Source organism: Luteibaculum oceani (assembly GCF_007995015.1).
Taxonomy (GTDB): domain Bacteria; phylum Bacteroidota; class Bacteroidia; order Flavobacteriales_D; family Luteibaculaceae; genus Luteibaculum; species Luteibaculum oceani.
Map to the genome: position 1 here is coordinate 1 of NZ_VORB01000007.1, position 11,798 is coordinate 11,798.

The following is an 11,798-nucleotide window of genomic DNA, read 5'->3' on the forward strand; positions in this document are numbered from 1 at the left end:
ATTTCTTCCGTAGTAAGATCTGTGGTTAAGTACTCCTTGATGACTTGCCTTTTGAAGGCTTCTGAGTAACGCGTTAATTGTCTCATTTTGGTTGATTTTGTGTCAACCTATTTCAGGACAAGACAATGAACTGATGAAGGATTAATGGATGAAAGGATGAACTGATGGAGGATGAATTGATGAAGGCTTTTGCCTGAGTTCGAACTTTGGGTTAACGGGGTTCCGCCCAAATGCGGTATGACTGCTTCGGTTTTTAGTGTCGATGCTTGGTTTTACTAAACCCCTGAAGGGGGTGCAAGTATTCTATCACAATAGGGTTAGAGCGGTAATAAACCCCAACGGGGTGATACGGTGCTTGCTTATTGGCTAGTGGCTAATTGGCTTATAAGCATGCTTTTGCCTGAGTTCGAATATGGTTAACGGGATCCCTCCTATGGTCGGGATGACAGCTCCGAGGCACCTCATTCTCGCTCTGCTTCTCATTCTGTTATGGGATGAGGAGATGAAAGATGAATTGATTAAGGATGAATTGATGAAGTCTTTTGCCTGAGCTCAAATGTGGTTAACGGGATCTCGCCCAAATGCGGGATGACTGCTTCGGGAATAGATGGATATCCTTTAAACACTGGGAACACGCCAGCCCCGTAGGGGCGACATTCTTATAATTTACCCGTGGATGATAAACTCAAGCTCCGTAGGAGCGGCACCAACTGGCTAATTGGCCAATTGGCGGGCTCTCTCCTAATCTAGAATATGGCTTAACAGGATTCCTCCTAATGTCGGGATGACAGCTTCGGGTTTACAGCGCCCTCATTCTCGCTCTGCTTCTCATTCTGAACGCCGCGTTTCAATTCCACATTGATACATTCTTATATCGCTACATTTTTCCATTTTCATAAATTCCCTCACATTTACTTTCCATGAAACGACTCCAGGTTATAGAGTTTCTTAAAGGCTTTTCCATTTTTACTATCGTTATTTTTCATCTCTTGCAAAAAGCACATTTAGAAGGGATTTTGAGTAAACTAATTGGATTTGGGGGGACTGGTATCCATCTTTTCGTGCTGCTGTCTGGGTTTGGACTGTATTTATCCTTTCAAAAAAAGCCACTTGCTCTTGTACCCTTCCTTAAAAAGAGATTTTCTAAAATTTACATTCCCTACATTTTGGTAGTTCTTTTTTCAGCCCTTATATCGCTTTTTATCCCTCTTTTTGAAAATTCATGGTTTGCCCTCGGGGGACATGTTTTTCTGTATAAAATGTTTAACGAGTCTATTATGGGGTCTTATGGTTACCCCTTTTGGTTCGTTTCTATGATCATTCAATTCTACCTGGTATTTCACTTGTTGGTTTTTGTTAAGAAACGGGTGCCAGCTATTCCCTTTTTTATTGGTGGACTTATAATTAGTCTAAGCTGGAGTTTTTTGGTTTTATACCTTGGAAAGGCTCACCTTAGAGTTTGGAACAGTTTTTTCCTACAATATCTATGGGAGTTTGCCCTTGGGATGGTGCTTGCCGAGCGTTATGCTACTGGGAAAGGAATAAACTGGAACCCCGGTGTTTTAGTGGTTGGAATTATCGCAATTGTAAACTGTGCTTTGTATGCGCTATTGGCCCTAAAAGGAGGAGAGACGGGTAAAATGCTGAATGATATTCCAGCTTTATTGGGATATTCTTTTGCGGCCTTGTTTTTATATAAGCTTCCAATTGCGATCCTTAAGAAGTTTTTCTTGTTTACAGGTGGGATTTCCTTCTCGGTGTATCTGTGGCATATTTTCTCGTACCGTCTGCTGGCATATGTGATGGGAGATGCTTCCATCGCTGCGGTTCTAATACTTTCCCTTTTGTTGTGTTATTTAATTGCTTGGAAATTTCAGGATGTAGTAAACTGGATCTATAAAAAGTTAGGGGTATAAAAAAACGCCCCGAAGGGCGTTTCACAACAATCTATGATGGGTAGGTATCTTAGTGTGCTTCTGCAGTGTGAGCATCTGCTTCAACTGCTAATTTCACAGTAAGTTCAATTTCATCTGAAATAACCATATCCTTTACTCCAGTGCTAAATGCAACACCATACTTTTGTCTGTCGAACTTTAAAGTAGTAGTAATTGTGTGGTTTTCAGTATCGTGATTGGTTATGGTAGCAACCTCTTCGTGTGTATTTCCATGAATGGTTAGGTTTCCTTTTAATTCGTTTTCAGTCGCAGAAGTAATTACAAACTTCGCGGTTGGATGATTGGCAACATCAAAGAAATCTGGAGATTCAAGGTGTCCAACAAGCATTGAACTTGGCTTTTCTTCCGTGTAGTTTTCATCGGTTGGAGTTATCGCTGTTAAGTCAGCAACAAATTCTCCTCCAGTGATTTTCCCGTCTGTAAATTCCAACTTTCCATATTCAAATGGTACTGTTCCTTCGTGTTCTTTAACACCCAACATTACACCCTTCCACATTACGGTGCTGTTTTCTGTGTTAATCATATGGCTTCCAGTTCCCATGCTAGCATGTTGGTCCTGAGCCTCGGTGTTTTGTTCTGTAGTTTCAGTAGATCCGTTTCCACAAGAAGCTAGTAGAGCCACTCCAGCTAGTCCAAGTATTGCTTTTTTAATTGTTTTCATTTCTGTTTGTTCTAAGGTTTATTTAGTGGTACAAATGTTGTGTATTGCACAACACAACTCAATTAGTTTTCATTAAATCTTGTGAAAGAAATCCGCTCTAACCCCTTGATATATAAAAATTTAACAATTGATTGGTTCTGGGAGGTTAGCGTAGATTAGTCGGCCCAATTTGCTCTATCCAGACTCCTATACTGTATGGCCTCGGCAATGTGTTGGTTTAAGATTTTATCGCTGGCATCTAGGTCCGCTATGGTTCGAGCTACCTTTAAAATTCGGTCGTATGCTCTAGCCGATAACTGCAATTTCTCCATAGCTTTTTTAAGTAGGTTCAAGCTTGCTTGGTCAAGATCGCAAGTAGAACGAATCTCCTTACTGCCCATTTGGGCGTTGCAGTGGATATTGCTTTTACCAAATCTGGCATTCTGAATTTTTCGGGCTCCAATCACGCGATCCCGAACCTTAACCGATTTTTCTGCATGATATTCCTTAACGGCCAATTCATCTAAAGAGACTGGTGTAACTTCTATATGTATATCTATTCTATCCAGAAGTGGCCCCGATACCTTGCTCAAATAACGCTGTACGGTCCCAGGTGGACAAATACATTCCTTTTCGGGGTGATTGTGATATCCGCAGGGGCAGGGATTCATAGCCGCAACGAGCATAAACGAGGCAGGATATTCGACGGTATATTTACTCCTGGCAATGGTAACCATTCTATCTTCTAGAGGTTGACGCATTACCTCTAATACCGTTCTTTTAAATTCGGGTAATTCGTCTAGGAAAAGCACTCCGTTATGAGAAAGAGAAATTTCTCCCGGAGCAGGAAAACTTCCTCCACCCACCAGAGCAACATCACTTATGGTATGATGTGGCGAGCGGAAGGGTCTTTGAGCTAGGAGGGAGGTTTCTTTTCGCAGTTTTCCTGCAACCGAATGAATTTTAGTGGTCTCTAAAGCTTCAGACAGGTTTAAAGGAGGCAGGATAGTGGGTAGCCGTTTGGCCAACATGGTTTTTCCGGCTCCAGGCGGACCTACTAATATGATGTTATGGCCCCCGGCAGCCGCAATTTCAAAAGCACGTTTTACATTTTCCTGACCTTTAACGTCAGCAAAATTTACGGGATACTCCTTTATGTCTTGTTCAAATTGAGCCCGAGTATCTACGGTGGTTATTGGAGGTGCCTTGTCCGCCACAAAAAAGTCGATTAGCTCCTTAATATTTTCTATTCCATAAACATCTATATCGCTAACAATTGCTGCTTCCTTCGCATTTTCTTTTGGGAGGAAAATGGCTTTGTAACCAAGGTTTCTAGTTTCAATTGCCATGGGTAAAACTCCTTTGAGTGGTCTTAGGTTGCCGTCGAGCGCAAGCTCACCCATAATCATAAATTCAGAAAAGTCGCATTTTGGAATTTGTTCTGAGGCCGCCAAAATTCCAATGGCAATGGGTAGATCGTATGCCGATCCTTCCTTTTTAATATCGGCCGGAGCCATGTTTATGGTAATCCCTTTACCCGGAATTTTATATCCAATATTATCTAGTGCTGCATTAATACGGTGTTGACTTTCTTTGACGGCCGAATCGGGTAATCCAACTAAAAAGAAATTAATCCCTTTAGCAATGTTAACTTCTATGGTAATGGGAATGGCTTCAAGTCCGATTACGGCACAGCCAGTGACTTTTACGAGCATGTGGTAGGGTTTTCCTTTAAGTTAGGAAATATCCTGTACATGATTAATTAGTCCAACTAATTTTTCACTTTCCGCAGCCCAGTTAATTTCTTGTTTAGCCTTTACAATGTGTGGAAGGTAGGCTTCCCGTTTGGATAGAACCAATTGAATGGTTTTGGCAACAGACTCTGGCGTTCGATCTTCCACCACTTCTCCAATTTGTTGGGATAATACTAATGAGCTCATTTCTGGCAATGCTGAGCAAACACAAGGGATTTCTGCATGGAGGTATGAAAATATTTTATTGGGTAAGGCTGCGCGGTAATTAAAGCCAAGGTCTTCTTCTAAGCTCAATCCAAGTAGGGCCTTCTCGGTAATACCATGTACTTCTTCAGGAGATAATCTGCCTGTAAAATGGATGCGTTTATTATTTGGCGATAGCTCTGCTTTAACTTTTAAATCCTTCTCGATATCACCCGTTCCTACAATTACTAAATGGATGGATTCATCCAGTTCATTTAAGCTGTCTATCATTAACTCTATCCCCCTGCCCAGGTTTAGCACGCCTTGATACAAAATGTATTGATCTGGAAGTTGGATTGAGATTAATTTAGAATGCTGTATATCGTTGATATTCCGAATTACATGGAATTTAAGTTGGAAGCGTTCCTCGTAAGCTTTAGCAACCAAGTTGGAAACGGTGATGCAAATACTTGCTTTTGGAATTACCAGTTCTTCAACTCTTTGCCAAAGCTTTTGTTTTAAAGGCTTTCCTTGAAGTTCTGGCACCTCTGAGAAGTATTCATGAGCATCGAAAATGATTCGGCGGCTACTAAAAAGTTTACCGAGGTAGGCACCGAGTAAACTGTCGGTATCATTTGCGTAAATGAGTGAGGATCGCGAAGACTTTATGGATAATGCGAATTTTAAATTTAGAAATAGATAAAAGAGAAATCCGCTATTAAACCAAAGTTTATATCGTTTGTGGGCAATATCTTGAGGAACTGAAGGCGATGATTTTAATTTTCTACCATTGACCAAGCATGCATATCCAGCCTGTGACAAAGCCCTTACGGTACGGTGCAAACGCGCATCGGTACTTATGTCGTTACTTACCAGAAATATGATGCTGCGTTGATCCAAGGTTCTTTAAAAAGCCATTTCTATTCCCTCAATTAACGAGTGAATTACCTTAATGTGTATTTCTTGGGCTCTATCGGCATACTGGGTTTTGGGAGATCTAATTTCCACATCTGCAATTGCGCCTAGTTTACCACCATCTTTTCCTGTTAGTGCAACGATTTTCATGCCTTTTACTTTGGCGCATTCGGCAGCTCGGAGCACATTTTCTGAATTTCCGCTGGTACTAATCGCTAGTAGAACATCATTTTTATTTCCCAGGGCTTCTACAAATCGGGCAAATACCTGATTAAAACCGTAATCGTTTCCAACACAAGAAATGTGCGATGGATCTGAAATGGATATAGCAGGTAAGGCTTTTCTGTCATCTCTAAACCTACCCGAGAGTTCCTCTGCAAAATGCATGGCATCGCACATAGATCCTCCATTTCCACAAGAAATAATCTTGCCACCAGCCTTGATAGCTTGGGCCATTAGGATGGCGCTGTCATCAATTTTTTTTGCGTTTGAATCGTCGCTTAAAAATTGTTTAAGTACCTCTTGCGCTTCTAGTAAGTTCTTAAGTGCTATCGACATGGGTAGATGTTTAGGGTGCCAAAATAAAAAAGTCCCGCCATCGGGCGAGACTTTTCTATTGGAATAATCTATAATACTACTGCTTGATAAGCTCTGTAGTGAAAGTTATTTCTACTTCGTTACCAAGAACACCTGGCATAAAAGTAATTCCGTAGTCATTTCTATCAATTGTTAAGCTACCAGCAAATGCTGCAACTTCACTTCCAAATGGGCTTTCACCATTTCCAAGAAATTCTGCCTTAACTACAACTTCTTTAGTTACATCCTTAATGGTTAACGTACCAGGGATATCATAACCATTTTCAGTTTGTACCAAACCGTTTCCTTTAAAGTTGATGGTTTTGTACTTCTTAACTTCGAAGAAATCTTCAGATCTAAGGTGATCGTCTCTTTTTTCGTTTCTCGTATCAATCGTTTTCGCGTCGATAACGATATCGAATTTAGCTTCGCTTGGGTTTTCTCCAAAGTTTACATTTCCTGAAACTTTTCCGAAAGTACCTCTTGAGTTCGAGAATAGGTGACGAATTTCGAAGTTTACGAAAGTGTGCGCTTCGTCAACTTTGTACATTCCAGTTAATCCAGCGATTGATTTAACCTCAGATTCTGGAGTTGCTGGAGTTTCCTCAACAACCTCAATTACTTCTTCGGTTTTTTCTTCAGAGTGTGCAGTATGTCCTCCTAAGATTGGAGCAATAACAAGTCCAACAAGACATGTAAGCTTAATTAGGATGTTCATAGAAGGTCCAGAAGTATCTTTAAATGGATCACCAACTGTATCTCCAGTTACTGCTGCTTTGTGCGCATCTGAACCTTTGTAAGTCATTTCTCCATTAATCTCAACTCCAGCCTCGAAAGATTTCTTAGCGTTATCCCATGCTCCACCAGCGTTGTTTTGGAAGATAGCCCAAAGAACACCAGAAACAGCAACACCAGCCATATAAGCTCCAAGAGCCTCGGCACCCATTGCAAATCCGATGATGATAGGAGTAACAATAGTAATCGCTCCAGGAAGCATCATTTCTCTAAGAGCGGCCTTAGTAGAAATTTCAACACACTTACCGTATTCAGGAGTACCAGTTCCTTCCATAATACCTGGAATTTCTTTGAACTGACGACGAACTTCCATTACCATGTCCATTGCAGCTTTACCTACAGATTTCATGGCTAATGCAGAGAATACTACTGGAATCATTCCACCAATAAATAGAGCAGAAAGTACATCAGCACGGAAAATGTTAATTCCGTCGATTCCTGTAAAAGTTACATAGGCAGCAAAAAGAGCAAGGGCGGTAAGCGCTGCAGATGCAATTGCAAATCCTTTTCCAACAGCAGCAGTAGTGTTACCAACAGAATCAAGGATGTCGGTACGCTCTCGTACTTCATCAGGAAGTTCACTCATTTCGGCAACACCACCCGCGTTATCCGCGATAGGACCGAAAGCATCAATAGCTAATTGCATTGCAGTGGTTGCCATCATGGCAGACGCAGCAAGAGCAACACCGTAGAAACCAGCAAGAGCATAAGATCCCCAAATTGCAGCAGCAAATAATATTACTGAAGAGAAAGTAGAAATCATACCAGTAGCTAAACCAGCGATAATGTTGGTTGCAGCACCAGTTGATGAATTTTTAACGATATCTAAAACAGGCTTTTTACCAAGTGCTGTATAGTACTCAGTAAACATAGAGATAAGGTATCCAACACCTAAACCTACAAGGGTTGCGTAGAATACGTTTATAGATGGTACATCTTTAGTTCCTTCACCAAAGAATTTCATTCCCATAATGGTTTCTGGAAGCATCCAGTCGATAAGGAACCAACAAGCAACTATAGTTAGTAGGATAGAGGTAATGTTACCAGTGTTAAGAGCTCTTTGTACCTGAGCTTCTTTCGCGCTATTGTCTTTTACTTTAATAAGGAAAGTACCTATAATAGAAGCAACGATACCAGCACCAGCGATCATAATTGGTAAAAGGATAGCACCCATACCATTAAATGTTTCGATAACCTGACCCGCATCTAGCATATCCTTGATGATGTAGTTACCAAGAACCATTGATGCAAGAACGGTTGCAACATAAGAACCAAATAAATCGGCACCCATACCAGCAACGTCACCTACGTTATCACCAACGTTATCTGCAATAGTAGCAGGGTTTCTAGGATCATCTTCTGGAATACCTGCTTCAACTTTTCCTACTAAGTCAGCTCCAACGTCTGCAGCTTTGGTATAAATACCACCACCTACACGTGCAAAAAGAGCAATAGATTCGGCACCTAATGAGAAACCAGCTAGGGCTTCAAGTACCATTGTCATGTTTTGGTAGAAACTACCTTCTTGGCCCATGAAAGAACCAACAAATATCATAAAGAACAAGCTAAGACCTAAAACAGCTAATCCAGCAACACCAAGTCCCATAACGGTACCACCACCAAAAGATACTTTTAATGCTTGTGGTAAGCTGGTTCTCGCTGCTTCTGTTGTTCTGGCGTTTGCTTCGGTTGCAATACGCATACCGATATTACCTGCTAAAGCCGAGAAAACAGCTCCAATAATAAATGCAGGAACAATCATCCAGCTTGTGGTTTCAACAATAGTTGAAATTCCAAATAATGCTGCTGAGGCTATGACAACAAAAATTGCCAGAAGTCTATATTCAGCACTTAAAAACGCAAGAGCCCCTTCTTTAATGTTTTTGGAGATTTCTTGCATTCTTTCATTCCCCGCGTTTTGTTTTTTAACCCACGCCATTTTGATGAGCATAAAAACAAGTCCCAAGACTGCCAATGCAATCGGTACAATAATTAGATTTTCCATATGATTAGATTGAGTAAATAAGCCTGTTCTGCTTAAATTTTAGGTCGGCAAAAGTAGTTTTATTCCCGTTTGTCTGCAAGTCTTAACAAAACGGTAACCTGCAACATGCTGCTACTTCTCGATATACAATACTTCTTTTACTAGTTTAACTGTTTTCTCAACGCTTGGATAGCTGTTGTCAATTAGAGGTTTTGCGAATGGGAAAGGCGTATCAGATAAAGTAACGCGCTTAACCGGTGCATCTAAATAATCGAAGGCCTCTCTTTGAACGGTGTATGCAATTTCAGAAGAGATTGAGGCGATAGGCCAGCTTTCTTCCACAACCACTAACCTGTTGGTTTTCTTAATCGACTCGATAATGGTTGGGATATCCATAGGACGGATCGTACGAAGGTCGATCAATTCTACACTTACATCTTCTTTGGCCAATTCGTCGGCAGCTTTGTGTGCTACTTCCATAACTTTCCCAAAGGATACAATAGTAACATCGGTACCTTCTCTAACTACATCGGCTTTTCCGATTGGAATTAAATATTCGCCATCAGGAATTTCACCTTTGTTACCGTACATTTTTTCCGACTCCATAATTAAAACCGGATCATTATCTCTGATTGCCGATTTCATTAGTCCTTTAAAATCCTTTGGAGTGTATGGAGTAATAACTTTAAGTCCAGGAACATGAGCGTACATCGCTTCGAAACTCTGGCTATGGGTTGCAGCTAATTGACCTGCAGTACCGTTGGGACCTCTAAATACTATAGGTACATTGTATTGACCTCCCGACATCTGGTACATTTTTGCAGCGTGATTGATAATTTGGTCAGCAGCAAGAATGGCAAAGTTCCAGGTCATGAACTCAACAATAGGGCGAAGTCCATTCATAGCAGCACCAACTGCTATACCTGCAAATCCTAATTCTGCGATTGGAGTATCGATAACGCGCTTCGGTCCAAATTCATCTAACATTCCTTTAGAAACCTTATATGCACCGTTGTATTCGGCAACTTCCTCACCCATTAAAAATACGCTCTCATCGCGGCGCATTTCTTCTACCATGGCCTCGCGAATCGCTTCTCTTATTTGGACTTCTCTCATCTTTTGAAATTTCAATAGCTGCGCAAAAATAGGAAAGCATCTTTTTTAACCGCACATTAATAAAACCTTTTCTTCTATTCTATGTTACACTTTTTAATTAGGTTGGTCTTCTAACCTTTGGTTATACTCCATTTTTACTAAATTCGCGAAGCTAAAATTTTAGATATTTCATGAAAATTCTTGTTTGCATCAGTAAAGCACCCGATACGACAACTAAAATTTCATTTACCGATAACAACACTAAGTTTAACACTGATAAGGTTACCTATATAGTAAACCCTTATGACGAGTGGTATGCATTAGTTAGAGGTTTAGAGTTAAAAGAATCTTTAGGTGGTTCGGTTACGACAATTACCGTTGGAACGGCAGCGGATGAACCTACAATTAGAAAAGCATTAGCTATTGGAGCAGATAACGCAGTGCGCGTTGATGCCGAAGCAACAGATGCATTCTTTGTAGCGAACCAAATTGCTACTTACGCTAAAGAAAATAATTTCGACCTAGTGCTATGCGGTAAAGAAACTATCGACTACAACGGTTCTCAGGTAGGAGGAATGGTTGCTGCCTTAATGGATGCGCCATTTATTTCCCTAGGATCTAGTCTAGAGGTTAACGACAAGGTGGCTACAGTAGTTAGAGACATTCCTGGTGGAACCGAAACCCTAGAAGCAGATCTACCCGCTGTTATCAGCGCAGCTAAAGGTATGGCAGAGCAAAGGATTCCTAATATGAGAGGAATTATGGCTGCTAGAACTAAACCGCTAGAAGTAATTCCAGCTGTGGGAGACGAGAAATTAACCTCGGTTAAGTCTTACGCACTTCCTCCAGAAAAAGGAGATTGCAAATACGTTGATCCTGAAAACGTAGCGGAATTAGTAGATCTATTACACAACGAAGCAAAAGTTATTTAAGAGCATGTCTGTATTAGTATTTGTAGAAACTTTAGAAGGAAAGATTCAGAAAAATGCCTACGAGGCAGTTTTCTATGGAAATAAAATTGCAGGTGGATCTGGAGTTACTGTATTAACTTTTGGAGACGCTTCTAACGACGATCTTGCAGCATTGGGTAATTACGGTGCTACTAAGGTTAAAGTTGCTAGAGCTATCAAAACCCTTGATACCCTTGCCCTAACCAAATTCATCGAAGAGGAGGTTAACGCCGGTGGTCACGATGTTGCTGTATTCTCATTCGATCCAGCTGGAAAAATGGTAGCTCCTGTAGCTGCAGCAAAATTAAAAGCAGGATTGGTTGCAGGTGCAATCGACCTTCCAGATACAAGCGATGGATTTGTCGTTAAAAAGAATGTGTTCTCTGGAAAGGCGTTCGCGTTCCAACAAATTCATACCGATAAGAAATTTATCAGCATCCTGCCAAATTCATTCAAACCAGAAAAAGGTAGCGCAACAGCAGAAGTAGAAGAGGTAAGCACCGACTTCAACTCTGGTAAGGTAAGAAGCAAAGGGGTAAGCCGTGCTTCTACCGATAGAGCTCCACTACCTGAGGCTGAATTAGTTGTAAGTGCCGGTAGAGGATTGAAAGGTCCAGAAAACTGGGGGATGGTTGAAGAATTAGCTGATGTACTAGAAGCTACAACTGCTTGTTCTAGACCCGTAGCCGATATTGGTTGGAGACCTCACCACGAGCACGTTGGTCAAACAGGTATTGCTATACGTCCAAACTTATACATTGCAATTGGTATCTCTGGAGCAATCCAACACCTTGCAGGAGTAAACGGATCAAAAGTAATCGTAGTTATCAATAACGATCCAGAAGCACCTTTCTTCAAGGCTGCAGATTACGGTATCGTAGGAGACGCTTTCGAAGTAGTTCCTAAATTGGTAGAAGCCTTTAAAGCTCACAAGGCAAATCAATAGTAGAA

The 11,798-nt window shown here is 41.0% G+C and carries 9 protein-coding genes; 3 read left to right on the forward strand and 6 right to left on the reverse strand.

Annotated elements, in window-relative coordinates:
* Nucleotides 1–920: 920 nt before the first annotated feature.
* Nucleotides 921–1,916, forward strand: coding sequence for an acyltransferase family protein (locus tag FRX97_RS08260; protein ID WP_147014733.1), 996 nt, complete (start codon nucleotides 921–923; stop codon nucleotides 1,914–1,916).
* A 49-nt stretch (nucleotides 1,917–1,965) separates the two neighbouring features.
* Here the strand turns inward: FRX97_RS08260 and FRX97_RS08265 are convergent, their stop codons facing one another.
* The 6 genes from FRX97_RS08265 to FRX97_RS08290 all read right to left on the reverse strand — a co-directional run bounded on the left by FRX97_RS08265 (nucleotide 1,966) and on the right by FRX97_RS08290 (nucleotide 9,918).
* Nucleotides 1,966–2,616, reverse strand: a complete 651-nt coding sequence (locus FRX97_RS08265) for a YceI family protein (protein WP_147014734.1) — start codon at nucleotides 2,614–2,616, stop codon at nucleotides 1,966–1,968.
* A 155-nt stretch (nucleotides 2,617–2,771) separates the two neighbouring features.
* Nucleotides 2,772–4,310, reverse strand: coding sequence for a YifB family Mg chelatase-like AAA ATPase (locus FRX97_RS08270; protein WP_147014735.1), 1,539 nt, complete (start codon nucleotides 4,308–4,310; stop codon nucleotides 2,772–2,774).
* 21 nt (nucleotides 4,311–4,331) lie between these two features.
* Nucleotides 4,332–5,432, reverse strand: coding sequence for a glycosyltransferase (locus FRX97_RS08275; protein ID WP_147014736.1), 1,101 nt, complete (start codon nucleotides 5,430–5,432; stop codon nucleotides 4,332–4,334).
* Nucleotides 5,433–5,438: 6 nt separating this feature from the next.
* Nucleotides 5,439–6,005 (reverse strand): D-sedoheptulose 7-phosphate isomerase, encoded by a 567-nt coding sequence (gene lpcA / locus FRX97_RS08280; RefSeq protein WP_147014737.1) that lies wholly within the window; start codon nucleotides 6,003–6,005, stop codon nucleotides 5,439–5,441.
* A gap of 76 nt (nucleotides 6,006–6,081) precedes the next feature.
* Complete coding sequence (locus tag FRX97_RS08285; RefSeq protein WP_147014738.1) at nucleotides 6,082–8,823, reverse strand: sodium-translocating pyrophosphatase; 2,742 nt, start codon at nucleotides 8,821–8,823, stop codon at nucleotides 6,082–6,084.
* 111 nt (nucleotides 8,824–8,934) lie between these two features.
* On the reverse strand, nucleotides 8,935–9,918 hold the full coding sequence (locus tag FRX97_RS08290) for a pyruvate dehydrogenase complex E1 component subunit beta (protein WP_147014739.1): 984 nt from the start codon (nucleotides 9,916–9,918) through the stop codon (nucleotides 8,935–8,937).
* A gap of 170 nt (nucleotides 9,919–10,088) precedes the next feature.
* Here FRX97_RS08290 and FRX97_RS08295 point away from each other — a divergent pair, with 170 nt between their 5' ends.
* Together FRX97_RS08295 and FRX97_RS08300 are read left to right on the forward strand one after the other, a co-directional pair.
* Nucleotides 10,089–10,829, forward strand: a complete 741-nt coding sequence (locus tag FRX97_RS08295) for an electron transfer flavoprotein subunit beta/FixA family protein (RefSeq protein ID WP_147014740.1) — start codon at nucleotides 10,089–10,091, stop codon at nucleotides 10,827–10,829.
* A gap of 4 nt (nucleotides 10,830–10,833) precedes the next feature.
* Complete coding sequence (locus FRX97_RS08300; protein WP_147014741.1) at nucleotides 10,834–11,793, forward strand: electron transfer flavoprotein subunit alpha/FixB family protein; 960 nt, start codon at nucleotides 10,834–10,836, stop codon at nucleotides 11,791–11,793.
* Nucleotides 11,794–11,798 lie beyond the last annotated feature (5 nt).